The sequence below is a fragment of the Erwinia pyrifoliae DSM 12163 genome, from assembly GCF_000026985.1.
GTDB lineage: Bacteria > Pseudomonadota > Gammaproteobacteria > Enterobacterales > Enterobacteriaceae > Erwinia > Erwinia pyrifoliae.
This window is the reverse complement of record NC_017390.1, coordinates 570,655-585,440: the sequence shown is the minus strand read 5'-3', so window position 1 is coordinate 585,440 and position 14,786 is coordinate 570,655. Positions and strand designations below refer to the sequence as shown.

The 14,786-nt window shown below is 54.6% G+C and carries 13 protein-coding genes, 3 tRNA genes and 1 pseudogene; 5 read left to right on the top strand and 12 right to left on the bottom strand.

Annotated elements, in window-relative coordinates; all coding sequences use genetic code 11:
• The 3 genes from amiB to nnr are packed head-to-tail and all read right to left on the bottom strand — an operon-like array spanning position 1 to position 3,652.
• Positions 1-1,659 carry an N-acetylmuramoyl-L-alanine amidase AmiB gene (gene amiB / locus EPYR_RS02630; protein ID WP_014538513.1) on the bottom strand — a complete coding sequence of 553 codons (1,659 nt, stop codon included), beginning with the start codon at positions 1,657-1,659 and terminating at the stop codon, positions 1-3.
• On the bottom strand, positions 1,659-2,135 hold the full coding sequence (gene tsaE / locus EPYR_RS02625; RefSeq protein ID WP_012666861.1) for a tRNA (adenosine(37)-N6)-threonylcarbamoyltransferase complex ATPase subunit type 1 TsaE: 477 nt from the start codon (positions 2,133-2,135) through the stop codon (positions 1,659-1,661). Before tsaE ends, amiB begins: the two co-directional genes overlap by 1 nt.
• Positions 2,132-3,652 carry a bifunctional ADP-dependent NAD(P)H-hydrate dehydratase/NAD(P)H-hydrate epimerase gene (nnr, locus tag EPYR_RS02620; RefSeq protein WP_012666860.1) on the bottom strand — a complete coding sequence of 507 codons (1,521 nt, stop codon included), beginning with the start codon at positions 3,650-3,652 and terminating at the stop codon, positions 2,132-2,134. The genes tsaE and nnr overlap by 4 nt, the downstream gene beginning before the upstream one ends.
• On the opposite strand from nnr, the gene EPYR_RS20570 reads away from it, so the two are divergent.
• Positions 3,651-3,920 (top strand): hypothetical protein, encoded by a 270-nt coding sequence (locus EPYR_RS20570; RefSeq protein ID WP_012666859.1) that lies wholly within the window; start codon positions 3,651-3,653, stop codon positions 3,918-3,920. The genes nnr and EPYR_RS20570 overlap by 2 nt on opposite strands.
• Positions 3,921-4,343: 423 nt before the next feature.
• Here the strand turns inward: EPYR_RS20570 and EPYR_RS02610 are convergent.
• Together EPYR_RS02610 and EPYR_RS02605 are read right to left on the bottom strand one after the other, a co-directional pair.
• Positions 4,344-4,419: transfer RNA gene (locus EPYR_RS02610), tRNA-Gly, on the bottom strand.
• A 400-nt stretch (positions 4,420-4,819) separates the two neighbouring features.
• A tRNA-Gly gene (locus EPYR_RS02605) sits at positions 4,820-4,895 on the bottom strand.
• A gap of 431 nt (positions 4,896-5,326) precedes the next feature.
• Here EPYR_RS02605 and EPYR_RS02600 point away from each other — a divergent pair.
• Entirely contained in the window at positions 5,327-5,869 is a 543-nt protein-coding gene (locus tag EPYR_RS02600; RefSeq protein WP_014538511.1) for a DUF4145 domain-containing protein, read from the top strand.
• 111 nt (positions 5,870-5,980) lie between these two features.
• Here the strand turns inward: EPYR_RS02600 and EPYR_RS02595 are convergent, their stop codons facing one another.
• The 6 genes and pseudogenes from EPYR_RS02595 to orn all read right to left on the bottom strand — a co-directional run bounded on the left by EPYR_RS02595 (position 5,981) and on the right by orn (position 8,157).
• Entirely contained in the window at positions 5,981-6,430 is a 450-nt protein-coding gene (locus EPYR_RS02595; RefSeq protein ID WP_012666858.1) for a DUF943 family protein, read from the bottom strand.
• Positions 6,427-6,549: pseudogene (locus EPYR_RS20940) on the bottom strand (DUF3289 family protein); the annotation flags it as partial. The pseudogene EPYR_RS20940 and the gene EPYR_RS02595, both read right to left, overlap by 4 nt.
• The gene (locus EPYR_RS21325; protein WP_244910215.1) at positions 6,542-6,670 is read right to left on the bottom strand and encodes a DUF3289 family protein; all 129 of its coding nucleotides are present in this window, start codon (positions 6,668-6,670) and stop codon (positions 6,542-6,544) included. The gene EPYR_RS21325 and the pseudogene EPYR_RS20940, both read right to left, overlap by 8 nt.
• A 25-nt stretch (positions 6,671-6,695) precedes the next feature.
• Positions 6,696-6,863 (bottom strand): DUF3289 family protein, encoded by a 168-nt coding sequence (locus EPYR_RS21320; RefSeq protein WP_012666857.1) that lies wholly within the window; start codon positions 6,861-6,863, stop codon positions 6,696-6,698.
• A gap of 477 nt (positions 6,864-7,340) precedes the next feature.
• A tRNA-Gly gene (locus EPYR_RS02590) sits at positions 7,341-7,416 on the bottom strand.
• Between the two features lie 177 nt (positions 7,417-7,593).
• A complete protein-coding gene (orn, locus tag EPYR_RS02585) occupies positions 7,594-8,157 on the bottom strand; it encodes an oligoribonuclease (RefSeq protein ID WP_014542387.1) in 564 nt (187 codons plus the stop codon).
• A gap of 91 nt (positions 8,158-8,248) precedes the next feature.
• Here orn and rsgA point away from each other — a divergent pair, with 91 nt between their 5' ends.
• The 3 genes from rsgA to mscM all read left to right on the top strand — a co-directional run bounded on the left by rsgA (position 8,249) and on the right by mscM (position 13,653).
• A complete protein-coding gene (rsgA, locus tag EPYR_RS02580; protein ID WP_012666855.1) occupies positions 8,249-9,310 on the top strand; it encodes a small ribosomal subunit biogenesis GTPase RsgA in 1,062 nt (353 codons plus the stop codon).
• A gap of 97 nt (positions 9,311-9,407) precedes the next feature.
• A complete protein-coding gene (asd, locus tag EPYR_RS02575) occupies positions 9,408-10,307 on the top strand; it encodes an archaetidylserine decarboxylase (protein WP_012666854.1) in 900 nt (299 codons plus the stop codon).
• Positions 10,308-10,317: 10 nt separating this feature from the next.
• The gene (mscM, locus tag EPYR_RS02570) at positions 10,318-13,653 is read left to right on the top strand and encodes a miniconductance mechanosensitive channel MscM (protein WP_012666853.1); all 3,336 of its coding nucleotides are present in this window, start codon (positions 10,318-10,320) and stop codon (positions 13,651-13,653) included.
• Positions 13,654-13,753: 100 nt separating this feature from the next.
• Here the strand turns inward: mscM and epmA are convergent, their stop codons facing one another.
• Complete coding sequence (gene epmA, locus EPYR_RS02565) at positions 13,754-14,731, bottom strand: elongation factor P--(R)-beta-lysine ligase (RefSeq protein ID WP_012666852.1); 978 nt, start codon at positions 14,729-14,731, stop codon at positions 13,754-13,756.
• Positions 14,732-14,786 lie beyond the last annotated feature (55 nt).

The window sequence follows — 14,786 nt, the reverse complement described above, 5'->3', positions numbered from 1 at the left end:
TTATGAAGTGGGTATGGTCAGCGTCTGCCCCAGCATCACATTCTGCGACTTCAGCTTATTCGCCTGCTGGACAGCCTGTGGACTGACGCCGTAATGGGCGGCAATGGCCGTGAGCGAGTCACCACGCACCACTTTGTGCTTTACTGACTTTTCACGCTTTGCCACGCTCACGGCCTTGCTTGCTGCCGGTACTTTCAGCCGCTGCCCCACCCATACCACATCATTTTTAAGGGTATTCATCGCCCGCAGAGTCGCCATGCTGACGCCGTAATGGGCGGCAATGCCGGACAATGTCTCCCCGCGTTTCACCATATGGCGCTGGCTGGCAGCAGCAGACAGCGTACCTGCAAGAGCCGGGTTAATCACTGGTTCAACCGCCGCTGCGAACTGCAACGGTCGGTTTTCCTCCTTTGGGACAGATTGCAGCGGGTGCGCCAGGAAGTAGTTGCGCAAACCTTTATATATCGACTCGGCAATCTTCTGCTGGTAAGCGCTGCTGCCAAGCAGCCGCTCCTCCGAAGGGTTGCTGATAAAGCCGGTTTCTACCAGCAGTGAGGGGATATCCGGCGAGCGCAGAACGCCCAGGCTGGCATGTTCCGGTTTACGCTTGTGCAGGGCGCCTACACGTTGCAGCTGCGCGATCACTTTTATTGCCACATCATAACCCACGCGCTGCGAGTGACCGAATTGCAGATCCAGCACTGCCTGGCTCAGATACGGATCCGTCTGGCTGTTGGCCAGCAGGTCTCCGGCACCGCCCAGCAGCTCGGACTGCTTCTCATGTTGCTCCAGCCATCCCGCCATTTCGCTATTGGCACGCCGGTTAGACAGCACCCAGACCGAGGCACCGGAAGCGCTGCGAGCAGGCGCAGCGTCTGCGTGAATGGATACCAGCAGATTGGCATTCTGCTTACGCGCCACGTCCGAACGCCCCATTACGGAAATAAAATAGTCGCCGTCACGGGTCATCACCCCTTTAAACATCGGGTCGGCATTCAGCAACGCTTTCAGTTTGTGGGCGATGGCAATGGTCACGTTTTTTTCTTTCAGACCGCCGCCGCCAATCGCGCCGGGATCCTGTCCGCCGTGTCCGGCATCAATGGCGACAATCACCGTATCGTTGCTGCTGCGCGCCCTGCGCGGGCGGGCGACCTCATTGCCGCTGCTGACCCGCGTCACGCGATTTTCATCAAACGGACTTTTTGGCGGGCTGCTGGTACGCGTATTAACGTTGCCGCTGGCATTTATACTGCGGCTTGCCACGGGTGCGGTTCGGCTGCCGGTGATGGTAAACACCACGTTGTAATGGCTACCTTCACGCCGGGTAACCGCACGAGTTTTGCCGGGCCGGGTGAGATCAAATACCAGGCGAATGCTGTGACTGTCTTTTGCCGTGCTGGCTCGAATGCGTTTAACGATATTATCACCGCTGAAATCCAGCGGCAGCCCGCGCACAATGGCGCTTTGCCGAACGTCCAACACCACGCGTTCAGGATTATGCAACGGGAAAAAGGCATAAACCGGCTGACCGGCAAAGCTCAGGGTGATTTGCGCTTCGTTGCTGCCATTAGACACGTTGATATCTGACAGATTGGCGGCTACGGAGGCGAACGAGCAGCAAAACAGCGCCAGCATCCACCAGCACATCAGGCGTCGCATCATGCTTCACCCCGTTCAGCGGCAATGCGCTGTACCATCACTTCACCGGCCAGTGAGCAGGCTCGCAGCAAAGCTTCACGCGCATGGCCCTGGTAACTGAGATGCAGTTCCAGATCCGGTTCAGGCAGCACGCCTGCGCCCTGCTGCGGCCACTCTACCAGGCACACACTGTCAGAGCCGAAGTAATCACGAATGCCCATAAACTCCAGTTCTTCCGGGTCAGACAGGCGATAAAGATCGAAGTGGTACACGCGGCGATCGGGCAACACATAAGGCTCGACCAGAGTATAAGTAGGGCTTTTCACGTTGCCCTGGTGACCAAGAGCCTGCAAGAACCCCCGGCTAAAGGTGGTTTTACCCGCTCCCAGGGAACCGTAAAGATAGAGAGTGGCCGCGCCTTCACAGGTGCGGGCCAGGCTGGCACCCAATTCAAGGGTTGCGGCTTCATCGGGCAATGCAATTACACAGGTCTTCATGCTTTCGTATTCGAGATCTCAGGATTGACAAACAAATACAGCTCGGAGAAGAGATCGGTGGCTAACATGCCGCGTGTACCACGGCGTTGTGCCACCGCATCAGCCGCCGCGCCATGCGCTACGCATCCTGCGCAGGCCGCATCGAACAGTGGAAGCTTTTGCCCCGCCAGGCTGCCGATGATACCAGATAAAACATCTCCCATCCCCCCGCTGGCCATACCGGCGTTACCGACGTCAGCAAATGCCAACTTATCCCCGCCGGCAATCAGCGTACCGGCACCTTTCAGCACCACCACGCCGCCATAGCGCTTGACCAGTCGGCGTACGGCAAGTAAGCGGTCGCTTCCAATCTCGGCGGTTTTGACATTCAATAATCGGGCTGCTTCACCGGGATGTGGCGTAATGATTCGATTTTGACGTTTATCGGGGCTGATTGCCAGCAGGTTAAGCGCGTCAGCGTCCCAAAGCATGGTTTTCGGAGAGTTTTCTACCTTCTTCAGCGCTTCCTTACCCCATTGCCCCTGGCCCAGCCCCGGGCCAATGACAATCACATCTGCCCACTCCAGCCCGGCATCGAGGGTTGAGCGGCTCAGTTCCTGTACCATCAGCTCCGGTCGCGCGGTAAGCAGCGGGCCAATATTTTCTTTGTGAGTAAGTACTCGCACCATTCCTGAACCGCAGCGCAGTGCGGCTTCTGCCGTCATACGAATGGCACCTGCGGTGCCGTGATCGCCACCAATCACCAGCAGCCGACCATGATTGCCTTTATGCGAGGTCGGGCGGCGCGGTGGCAGCCAGTTTGCCAGATTGCTGGCATCATAGCGTGCCATCGGTGCTGGTTGAGCGTCCAGCCACTGTTGCAGACCAAGACTGTGATGGTGCAGCTGCCCCACGCAATCACGCGCCTTACCCGTTAGCAGGCCCGGTTTTAGGGCAATAAAAGTGAGCGTATGCGAAGCATGTATCACCATTCCTGGCGTTGTGCCGTTAGCAGCCACTAACCCAGACGGGATATCCAGCGCAAAAATCGGCGCGGGATGGCGGTTGGCCTGGGCGATCAGCGCTGCATAAGCCGCCACTGGCGCACGATTCAGCCCGGTGCCTAACAGGGCATCGATTATCAGCTCTGTCGATTCAGGCCAGGCGATCGCCGCATCATGGATAACGCCGCCTGCCGCCAGCCATGCCTCACGCGCCTGCTGCGATTCTTCCGGCAAGGGTTTACTGCCATCAACGGCGACCAACGTGACTGCCAGCCCGGCGGACTGCGCCAGCCGGGCCACAATATAACCATCACCGCCGTTATTGCCGTTCCCACAAAGGATCAGCCAGTGTTGCGCTGACGGCCATTGCGTACGCAGCAGATTAAAGGCCGCCTCTCCGGCGCGCTGCATCAGCTCAAACAGGGTTATCCCAAGGCAATCGGCTCCCTCTTGCTCCAGATGCGTCAATGATTCCGCTGGCCAGACAGAATCAGGCAAACTGGCGTGGTCGTTTTGCAGGTTCAGGTGATTCATGTCGCATCCTCTCGATTTACACCAATATAACTTTAAGCATGAATCACTCTGGCTGGTTAAGCCAGACCACGCTGGCGGGGACTGCAATCCGTTACGCTCCGGCGGGCCAACGTATACACTGACAGACTGCCCGCGTGCTGAAAATCGGCATCAGGGGAATGTGATGCATTTTTGCGCCGGGCAGCATCACCCGAAAATATTGCGTAACGGCGTGATTCGCCTGGTGGGATTAGAACCGTTCGGGGATGCAGGCAGTAAAACGAGCTGAAAAAAGACAATTATGGCGTCACTGAAGGAGAGGATGGCTTAACCCACAGGTAGGAAGCTAAAGCGCCCGGTACGGCGGTGAGAAAAGGATTATCTCTGACGCCCGACCTTGCAAACGGGATCGGCTTTATTCGCCTGTGAAGTTTTCCACACGCTGTGCATAAAAATAAAAAAGCGTTGTCATTCAACCGTCACAGAAAACACAAGCGATTAAAATAACAAATTGAAATATTCGCAATAGCTTAAATAACAGTGAGTTAGAGAGTAAGTGTAAGATTTTCCCAACGTTAAACGAACACCTGGCGCGAACAGACGTTGTGGATAACTCTGTTTACAACAGTTTTCCAATGCGGGTTAATGCGTTATCGCAAACAGATATTATCTGTGGATAATTTTCAAGCAAACGGATGAGTGAAATATGATTTGGAGCGGGAAACGAGACTCGAACTCGCGACCCCGACCTTGGCAAGGTCGTGCTCTACCAACTGAGCTATTCCCGCTTAGGAGTGATGCTAAAATCTTGCACTAAAAAGCTGTAACTGATTGATTGCTATAACTTTTAACTCTTACTTCCGCAAGAGAGGTCGCTATTATGGATCTGTTTTTGGGCGCTGGCAAGGCTTGCATGCAAAAAAATTCAAGCCGCGCTGATATTGCGCACCCGACCTGTTAAACCGTTGCTCACATGCGGTTATTTCGACCACCATGGGCGTCGCCCGTTTCCGACAATATTGACGCCAGTATTCCCGGTGACGCGTCACCGGCCGAACGGTGCAAGGGCAGACGCGGCCGGGCAATCAGGGAGGTCTTAGGTGATGGCAATACGGAAACAAAAAAAGAGCCGTATGGCTCTTTTTTTGATGGTTTGCAACGTATATAACGCGCCTGCAAACTGAATTTTGGAGCGGGAAACGAGACTCGAACTCGCGACCCCGACCTTGGCAAGGTCGTGCTCTACCAACTGAGCTATTCCCGCTTGGGTGACTGCTGAATCAAATAATGTTTAATTACCTGATTTTTAAATCTTTTATCACATGCCTCTTCAGGAATGCGGCGAATTATAGGATGATTTATTGCCTTGTGGCAAGCCCTGATTCGATATTTTTTTGCTACGGGGTTAACTGCGCTAAATTTCATCAAACGCTTAACGCTGCCATTCTATCCAGAGCAACCAAAAATTCATTTTTATGCACAAATTATCAATAATTTGCTTTAAGTACCTATCCCACCTTTTACTTCCGGCACTTATGGTTAATCTGAACAGATTGAGTGATCAAGACATAAGTAATTCTTGATAAAAAAGTGCGCAGCGCTATCATTTTGCGAGATATCTCGCAAAATCTAACTTTTCTTCGGTGAGTTCATGCCGAATATTGGTGAAAGTAAGCTGCTGTAAGGAGACTGCATGTGATAACCGAAGGCCCAAGTCATTCCGCAAACTTTGCTTTTCTGGCTGAGCACGATCCCCTGTTTATCAAAATCACCACTACCGCCGAACAGGTGTTTTCCAGCGATCCGAACACGACCCTGATGAAATTGCGCCAGTTTGCAGAGGCGCTGGCGCAAAATATTGCGGTCAGGCTGAATATTGCCACAGAAGGTAATCCCTCTCAGCAAGAGCTGTTATACCGACTCGACAGGGAATTGCAGTTTGACCCGGCGATCCGTCAGCTGTTCCATACCTTACGACTTGAGGGAAACCGAGCGACGCATCAGTTTCAGACCCCACATCGTGAAGCGATGGATGCACTAAAAATCGCGCGTGCGCTGGCGATCTGGTTCCATCAGACCTTTGGTAAAAACAACGATGCTTTCAATCCTGGCCCTTTTGTTCCCCCGCGCGATCCCAGTGAACAGCTGCGCAAGTCGCAGGCTGCCATTGAGAGTCTGAAGCAAGGACTGCTGGCGGCGCTCAGCGGTACAAAACGCGGCCGCAGAAAAACCCGTTAACAAAGCGGCGTTTAGCAAATAGAAAATTGCCGGTAAGCTTAAATTTTAGCCGTTGTAACACTAAGTCCGGCGAGCCTGACCAATCAGGATCCGCCTGAAACCTTTATAGAATTAGTCAGGTAATTTAATTAACTCGCCCTCTTTTTTCTGCAGATAGCTGTTTTTTTCAAAACCGTAAATAAGGTTACCCTCGCGATCGGTGTCAATATTCATCAGCTGGTTTTTCTCGATGCAGTTATTCTTTTCTTTCATATCATCGAAGCAGAGGCGATCATACTTTGCACGCTCCATATAGCCTTCACCAAATGCCCATATATAAACCTTCAACATACCCGCAGCGGATTTGACCGGTATATGATATTTATCCCTGATGCTTTTCTGGTTTTTTTTCCACCAGTTTATTTTATTATCATCTGTTAAAGGAAGATGGTCGACTATGATACTGGCACTGTATTGGTCATAATGTGCATCGATGATATTAACAGACCTGCTGTTGAAAAAAATAACGCATCCTGAGACAAGCAAAAGCGCTATTATCACAATAACTTTTATTTTTTTCACGAAAATTGATCCCCGATGGTAACAGTGGCTTCCATATTTGTCATAAACGGCTTAAAACCAAACGCCTTATAGTGCTGAAGTACAAACCACATTCTGAAGAAGCGGTGTTGTTTAAATTTCATTATCTAGTTGCAAGCTTTTATAAGGATGAGCGTGGTTGTTCTGCAAGTTATTAATCATTTCTCTAATCAGGTGGCTGTAGGGGCCGGCCATTGAGTATATGAAAGAATTGTTTCTCATTTCATCGAATACAAAATGAGAACATTTACCGGGTGAAATTTTTCTTCCTTTCACCATAAACATGGGTGAACATAGAGCGCGGTGACTCAAAGGGTGTACGATGAGTCATTGTCAATGGATCGACTGAATCTGAAATATCAACTAAGCCATAATGGTTTTTAAACTGTGAATCTGAAAGATCGCCATATTTCATATCAGGTGCGGAGTAATCTTAACATCTGTGTTTAGTTGTGAATGCTGTAAATGGGAATCTCAAGGCCGGCATAAGATGGTTCCTTTTATATCACTTTCCATAAATAATCTATTGCTATCAAACTTGGTTCTGCCCGTGGGAAGTATAGTGCCAGCCGTTACTCTTGTCACAGATATCTATATGACATGGCCTGAACTCAATATCCCTGAGAGGGGCGGTATCCGGTCGCCTCTGCGGTTTCACGGAGCCTCAGTTCTTTTGCCTGCAGGTAGTGGAGCAAGTCATTAAAGCGAATGGTCGAAGACGGGCTACATGCTGCGGGTGGGCCGTGGATGGCAACAGCAATATCCCCGGCCCGGATGAAACCTGACAAGCCCAAAACGGTCGCCTGGCGAAAATTACCCGCAACGAAAAAAGGACCCGAAGGTCCTTTTTTCGTTGCATGACAAAACCTGAAACCGTTCTGCCACTAAAATTTGGAGCGGGAAACGAGACTCGAACTCGCGACCCCGACCTTGGCAAGGTCGTGCTCTACCAACTGAGCTATTCCCGCTTAGGCGTAACGATAAAATTCATCACCGTTACGGGTAGCGCATTATACGAGGATTTCTTTCTACCGCAACCCTGTAAGCCACAAAATTTTAATTTTACACGCTGACCGCTGATTAAATCAGCGTAATGATGATTTAATCAGCAAAACAGGCGATATTATCCCGGCAATTCCACGCCGTTAGTCGGCCTGAGGCGCTGCCAGCTGAATAAAGTGTTCACGGTAATAAGCCAGCTCCGCCACCGATTCACGAATGTCATCCAGCGCCTGGTGGGCGCCCTGCTTCTTAAAGCCCGCCAGGATTTCCGGCTTCCAGCGGCGCGCCAGTTCTTTTAACGTGCTGACATCCAGGTAACGGTAGTGGAAGTAAGCTTCCAGCTCCGGCATATATTTGAACAGAAAGCGGCGATCCTGACCAATACTGTTACCACAAATCGGTGAACTGTTAGCAGGCACCCACTGTTGCAGAAACGCAATGGTCGCCAGCTCGGCGGCACGGTCATCGACCTGGCTGGCTTTTACCCGCTCCACCAGCCCGCTGTTGGTATGGGTGCGCACGTTCCACTCATCCATCAGCCCCAGCTGCGCATCGGACTGATGCACGGCAAATACCGGTCCTTCAGCAAGGATATTCAGATCGGCATCGGTCACCAGCGTGGCAATCTCAATAATGCGGTCCTGTTCCGGGTTCAGCCCGGTCATCTCAAGATCAATCCAAATCAGGTTGTTAGCATTTGCGGTCATAGTGCGTCTCGGCGGCATCGTAGTGAATTAAGGTGTATGATAGACGTTTTGCCCTGCCAGGGCGAAATATGCCGAAACGGTGTGAGGAACAGTGAGTAAAAACAAACTATCCAAAGGTCAGCAACGTCGCGTCAGCGCCAACCACGATCGTCGCCTGAAGCAGCGCGCTGACAAACCCGAACCAGACGACAATCTGTTCGGCGAAGCGCGCGACGGCGTGGCGATCAGTCGGTTTGGCATGCATGCCGACGTAGAAGATGCGGATGGTTCCGTGCACCGCTGTAATATCCGCCGCACCATTCGCTCACTGGTGACCGGCGACCGGGTGCGCTGGCGGCCGGGCGTGGCGGGCGGTGCCACCGTAAAAGGTATCGTCGAAGCGGTGCATGAGCGCACCTCGGTGCTGACCCGTCCCGACTTCTACGACGGCGTAAAACCGATTGCCGCCAATATCGACCAGATCGTGATCGTCTCGGCTATTCTGCCGGAACTGTCGCTGAATATTATCGACCGCTATCTGGTTGCCAGTGAAACCCTGGGCGTGGAGCCGCTGCTGGTACTGAACAAAACCGACCTGCTCGACGATGAAGGCCGCGAGTTCGTTGATGAGCAGATGGAAATCTACCGTCATATCGGTTATCGCGTGCTGATGGTTTCCAGCCACAAAAAAGAGGGGCTGCGTGAGCTGGAAGGGGCGCTGACCGGCCGCGTCAGCATCTTCGCCGGTCAGTCCGGCGTGGGTAAGTCCAGCCTGCTGAACGCGCTGTTGGGGCTGGAACTGGGCAGCGAAGAGATCCTGACCAACGATGTTTCCGATGTCTCCGGCCTTGGCCAGCACACCACCACCGCCGCCCGCCTGTATCATTTCCCGCACGGCGGCGACGTCATCGACTCCCCCGGCGTGCGAGAATTTGGTTTGTGGCATCTCGAACCGGAACAAATCACCCGTGGATTTGTCGAATTTCGTGATTACCTCGGCGGTTGCAAGTTCCGCGACTGTAAACATGATACCGATCCGGGCTGTGCGATCCGTGCAGCGGTAGATAAGGGCGAAATCGACGCGTCACGCTTCGTCAACTATCACCATATTCTGGAAAGTATGTCTGAAGTGCAGGCGAAAACCCGCCGTAGCTTCTCTGCGGATAAAGAGTGAAAACCTGCTGGCGCCACCGTCATAGCCTAAAACCCCGGGCGCTGATACAATCCGCCCCCTTAATTTTTTTGCAGTTCGCTTAAGCCAGGAGGCTAACGTGTTAGATCGTATTAAACTCGGCTTGAATCATTTACTGCCCAAAAAAGCCCTGACTGAACTGGCCGGCTGGGGAGCCAGCAAGCGCGCCGGGTGGTTGACCAAAGCGGTCATCGATGCTTTCGTCTGGTATTTCAAGGTTGATATGAAAGAGGCGCAGAAGCCCGACACTGCCAGCTATCGTACCTTTAATGATTTCTTCGTGCGCCCGCTGCGCGACGAAGCACGCCCGATAGAAACCGACCCTAACCAGCTGGTTCTGCCAGCCGATGGCGCGATCAGCCAACTCGGCCCTGTTGAGGGCGACCAGATTTTCCAGGCAAAGGGCCATACCTATTCGCTGGAAGCGCTGCTGGCGGGCAATGCCGCGATGACCGATATGTTCCGCAACGGCGAGTTTGTCACCACTTACCTTGCACCGTGCGACTATCATCGCGTGCATATGCCTTGTAACGGTATTCTGCGCGAGATGATCTATGTGCCGGGCGATCTCTATTCGGTCAACCCGCTAACGGCGCAAAATATTCCTAATCTGTTTGCCCGTAATGAACGCGTCATTTGCCGCTTTGATACTGAATTTGGCCCGATGGTGCAGATTCTGGTGGGTGCAACCATAGTCGGCAGCATCGAAACCGTTTGGTCAGGAACCGTTACGCCACCGCGTGAAGGGGTGATTAAACGCTGGAGCTGGCCGGGTGCCGATGAAGACGGGGCGGTGGTACTGCTCAAGGGACAGGAGATGGGCCGCTTCAAGCTTGGCTCCACGGTGATTAACCTGTTTGCTCCTGGGAAAGTGAAACTGGCTGAAAACCTGACGGCAGGAAGTCAAACCCGTCTTGGCGCACCGCTGGCCACCGCGCTGCAGAAAGAGAGCGCCGAAGACGTCCTTCACCACCCATAACGGGAAACCCATGTTACGTCTGATTCTGACTCTTTTGTTAGGCTGGAGCTTGCTCCAGCCGGTTTATGCCGCCAGCGTACCGGATGCGTCGCAGATCAAGCAGGAGCTTGAGGAAGCAAAGTCCAACAAAACCAGTACGAATCAGACGGCGACCGTCGACGCGTTGCAGTCCACGCTGAACTGGCTGGAAGAACGCCAGCAATCCCTTGAACGGGCGCAGGATTATCAGCAGGTTATCGATAACTTCCCCAAGCTGTCGCGAGAGTTGCGCCAGCAGATCGCCACGCAGACCAACAGCAGAAAACCGCTGCGCAGCAGCATGAGCGCCGCCGATCTTGAGCAGGAGATCCTACTGGGTAGCAGCCAGTTGCTGGAGGAGAGCCGCCAGGTTCAGCAAGAGCAGGATCGCGCCAGGGAAATCAGTGACTCGCTTTCTCAGCTACCGCAGCAGCAAACCGAAGCGCGTCGTGCGCTGGGTGAGATCGAGCGCCGCCTGCAGGGTCAGCCATCCCCTTCTACCCCGGCAGGCCAGGCACAGCGGGCGCAAAGGCAGGCTGAATCCGCCGCACAGAAAGCGCGGGTGGATGAACTGGAGCTGGCACAACTGTCGGCCAATAACCGCCAGGAACTGGCGCGCATACGCGCAGAAGTCCACCAGCGCAAAGCTGCCGAGCTGGACGGCTGGCTGCAAGATTTGCGCAACCAGCTGAACAACCTGCGCCAGCGCGAGGCCGAGCTGGCGTTAGCACGCACCGAGCAGCTGGCAGAAGACAGCGGTGATATGCCGCACGGCATTACTGAACAGTTCCGCATTAATCGGGAGCTGTCCGCCGCACTGAATCAGCAGGCGCAGCGTATGGATCTGGTCACCTCGCAGCAGCGCACCGCCGCCAATCAAACGATTCAGGTTCGTCAGGCGTTGAGTACTATCCGCGAACAGTCACAGTGGCTGGGCGTGTCGAACGTACTGGGTGAAGCGCTGCGCGCGCAGGTCGCCCGGCTGCCTGAAATGCCCAAACCGCAGCAGCTTGATAACGAAATGGCCGAGCTGCGCGTCAAGCGCCTGTATTACGAAGACCTGCTGGAACAGCAGCCGTCGCTGCGTCAGCTGCGCCAGGATGACAACAGTAACCTGACCAGCGAGCAGGAGCGCATTCTCACCGCGCAGTTGAAAACCCAGCGCGAACTGCTGACCTCACTGCTTTCCGGCTGCGATAACCTGATTCTGGAAGTCACCAAGCTGAAAGTAGGCAACAGCCAGCTGGTGGATGCGCTCAATGAAGTGAAAGAGGCCACCCACCGTTATCTGTTCTGGACCGCCGACGTCAGCGCGCTAAGCTTCAGCTATCCGATCGAGCTGGCGCACGACCTGAAGCGTCTGCTGTCGCTTGATACTCTCGGCCAGTTGGGGGGAGCGATGGTGATGATGATCACCAGCCGCGAAACCCTGCTACCCCTTTTTTCCGCCATTGTGCTGGTCGGCTTCAGCATCAGCTCTCGCCGCCACTTCCACGCATTTCTTGAACGTGCTTCCAGTAAGGTGGGCAAGGTCACCCAGGATCAGTTCAGTCTGACGATACGCACCGTATTCTGGTCTATTCTGGTTGCCCTGCCGCTGCCGGTGCTGTGGGCGGCGCTGGGCTACGGCTTACAGCACGCCTGGCCCTGGCCAATTGCGGTCGCCATCGGCGACGGCGTCACCGCCAGCGTGCCGCTGCTTTGGGCGTTTATGATCTGCAATACCTTTGCCCGTCAGCAGGGATTGTTTATCGTGCACTTCCGCTGGCCACGCAGCCGCGTGGCGCGCGCGATGCGTTTCTATACGCTGTGCATCGGGCTGGTGGTACCGCTGATGATGCTGCTGATCGCCTTCGATAATCTGCAGGATCGTGAGTTCTCCCCTACCCTCGGCCGCCTGTGCTTTATTCTGATCTGCGGGGCGCTGAGTATGGTCACGGTCAGCCTTAAACGTGCCGGTATCCCATTGCATATTGATAAAGAAGGCAGCGGCGAGAACTTTATCAATAACGTGCTGTGGAATGTGATGATCGCCATTCCCATGCTGGCGGCGCTGGCTTCCTGTATTGGCTACCTGGAAACCTCCCAGGCCCTGCTGGCCAGGGTAGAAACCTCGCTGGCTATCTGGTTCCTGCTGCTGGTGATTTACCATATTATTCGGCGCTGGATGCTGATCCAGCGCCGACGCATTGCCTTCGATCGCGCCCGGTCGCGCCGTGCGGAAATCCTCGCCCAGCGCGCACGCAGCGAAGAAGAGCTGGCCGCCCAGCAGACCGCCGCCGATAACATAGAGATCGAAGAGCCGGTTATCGACCTGGATGCCATCAGCGCGCAGTCGCTGCGCCTGGTGCGCTCGATCCTGACGCTGATTGCGCTGGTTTCGGTGATCGTACTGTGGTCAGAGATCCATTCCGCCTTTGGTTTCCTGGAAAATATCCGCCTGTGGGATGTCAGCACCACCATACAGGGCGTTGAGAGCCTGCAACCGATTACGCTCGGATCGGTGATGGTCGCCATTCTGGTATTGATCATTACTACCCAGCTGGTGCGCAATATGCCGGCGCTGCTGGAACTGGCACTGCTGCAGCATCTCAGCCTGACGCCGGGTACCGGCTATGCCATCACCACCCTGACTAAATATCTGCTGATCCTGATCGGCGGCCTGACGGGCTTTGCCCTGATTGGCATTGACTGGTCCAAATTACAGTGGCTGGTTGCTGGTTTGACCTTAGGATTAGGCTTTGGCCTGCAGGAGATCTTCGCCAACTTTATGTCCGGCCTGATCATCCTGTTTGAAAAGCCGATCCGCATCGGCGATACCGTCACCATCCGCGATTTGACCGGTAGCATCACGCGTATCAATACCCGTGCCACCACCATTACGGACTGGGATCGCAAAGAGATTATCGTGCCGAATAAGGCATTTATCACCGAGCAGTTTATTAACTGGTCGCTGTCGGATTCCGTCACCCGCGTGGTGCTGAGCATTCCGGCTCCGGCAGAAGCCAATAGTGACGAAGTGACCAACCTGCTGTTAACGGCCGCACAGCGCTGTAGCTACGTGCTGGAGACGCCGCAGCCAGAAGCTTTCCTGGTGGACTTACAACAGGGGATTCAGTTATTTGAGTTGCGTATTCACGCCGCTGAGATGGGTCACCGGATGCCGCTGCGCCATGAGCTGCATCAGCTGATCCTACGTGGGTTCCAGGAACACGGGCTGGAGATGCCGTTCCCACCGTTCCAGGTGCGTATGGACACTCTTGGACGTAAAACCCCTGCCAGCAACGGCACCCCGGCGGCACGCAGCTATAAATCCGGCGGGCTTTAGCGCAGCTGGCCACGGCATGCGCCGCACAATGACCGCCCACGACAAACGCACGGTGCGTACCCTGTCGCGGGCGAGCCAGTTTACCAGGCTAATCAGCTGCCTAGCAGCGATCTACCGTAAAGGCGATAACGTCACTCAGTCGTTCCGCTTTCAACGCCAGCATCACCAGACGGTCAACGCCTAGCGCCACGCCGGAGCTGTCCGGCATCCCCCCGGCAAGCGCCTCCAGCAGATAATTATCAATCGGCTGCTGCGGTAGTCCGGCGGCGGCGCGTTTGCGATTATCCTGCTCAAAACGCTGACGCTGTTCGCGGCTGTCGGTCAGTTCGTGGAAACCGTTCGCCAGCTCAATACCCTTAAAATAGACCTCGAAACGCTCGGCCACGCGGTGATCTTCCGGGCTAATCTCGGCCAGCGCGGCCTGGGTCGCCGGGAAGTGATAAACAAAGGCCGGTTTCTCTTTGCCAATTTCTGGCTCCACGCCGAGCACAAACAGCAGCTGTAACAGCGTATCGCGGTCTTCTTCACGATGGGCGAGGTCACCGGCACCGAGTTTCTCCGCCGCTTCACGCAGCTGGGCTTTATCTGCCGACAGGGGGTCAATCTCCAGATGACGCTGAAACGCCTGCTGATATGAAAGGGTTTCTGCCGGCGCGCACTCCAGCACCTGCTGCAGCAGGTCATCGACCTCATTCATCAGGCGGTACATGTCGTAGTGCGGGCGATACCACTCCAGCATGGTGAATTCCGGGTTATGATGACGCCCCATCTCTTCGTTGCGGAAGCTGCGGCACAGCTGGTAAATAGGGCCGCTGCCCGCTGCCAGCAGGCGTTTCATATGGTATTCCGGGCTGGTCATCAGATAAAGATCGACGCCCGCTGCCGCGCCCGGGCCAACAAAGCGCGTCTGGAACGGGAACAGGTGCACATCGGTCACCGTTGCCTGGCTCATTGCCGGGGTTTCCACTTCCAGGACGCCACGATCGGCAAAGAAACGCCGGATTTCAGCCATAATCGCCGCACGCTTTAATAAGTTGGCGATCGATGCACTCGGCTGCCAGCTGGCCGTATCGCTCATCTTGTCTACTCCAAAGTCAGTCAGGGGGAAGAAGTCTACCTGCCCATGCCGCCGC

Bases quoted from the DNA above. Each gene is read 5' to 3' on its own strand.
- amiB (WP_014538513.1), bottom strand. From the start codon at position 1,659: ATGCGACGCCTGATGTGCTGGTGGATGCTGGCGCTGTTTTGCTGCTCG.
- tsaE (WP_012666861.1), bottom strand. From the start codon at position 2,135: ATGAAGACCTGTGTAATTGCATTGCCCGATGAAGCCGCAACCCTTGAA.
- EPYR_RS20570 (WP_012666859.1), top strand. From the start codon at position 3,651: ATGTCGCATCCTCTCGATTTACACCAATATAACTTTAAGCATGAATCA.
- nnr (WP_012666860.1), bottom strand. From the start codon at position 3,652: ATGAATCACCTGAACCTGCAAAACGACCACGCCAGTTTGCCTGATTCT.
- EPYR_RS21325 (WP_244910215.1), bottom strand. From the start codon at position 6,670: ATGAGAAACAATTCTTTCATATACTCAATGGCCGGCCCCTACAGCCAC.
- EPYR_RS21320 (WP_012666857.1), bottom strand. From the start codon at position 6,863: ATGAAATATGGCGATCTTTCAGATTCACAGTTTAAAAACCATTATGGC.
- orn (WP_014542387.1), bottom strand. From the start codon at position 8,157: ATGACCGCAAATGCTAACAACCTGATTTGGATTGATCTTGAGATGACC.
- mscM (WP_012666853.1), top strand. From the start codon at position 10,318: ATGTTACGTCTGATTCTGACTCTTTTGTTAGGCTGGAGCTTGCTCCAG.
- epmA (WP_012666852.1), bottom strand. From the start codon at position 14,731: ATGAGCGATACGGCCAGCTGGCAGCCGAGTGCATCGATCGCCAACTTA.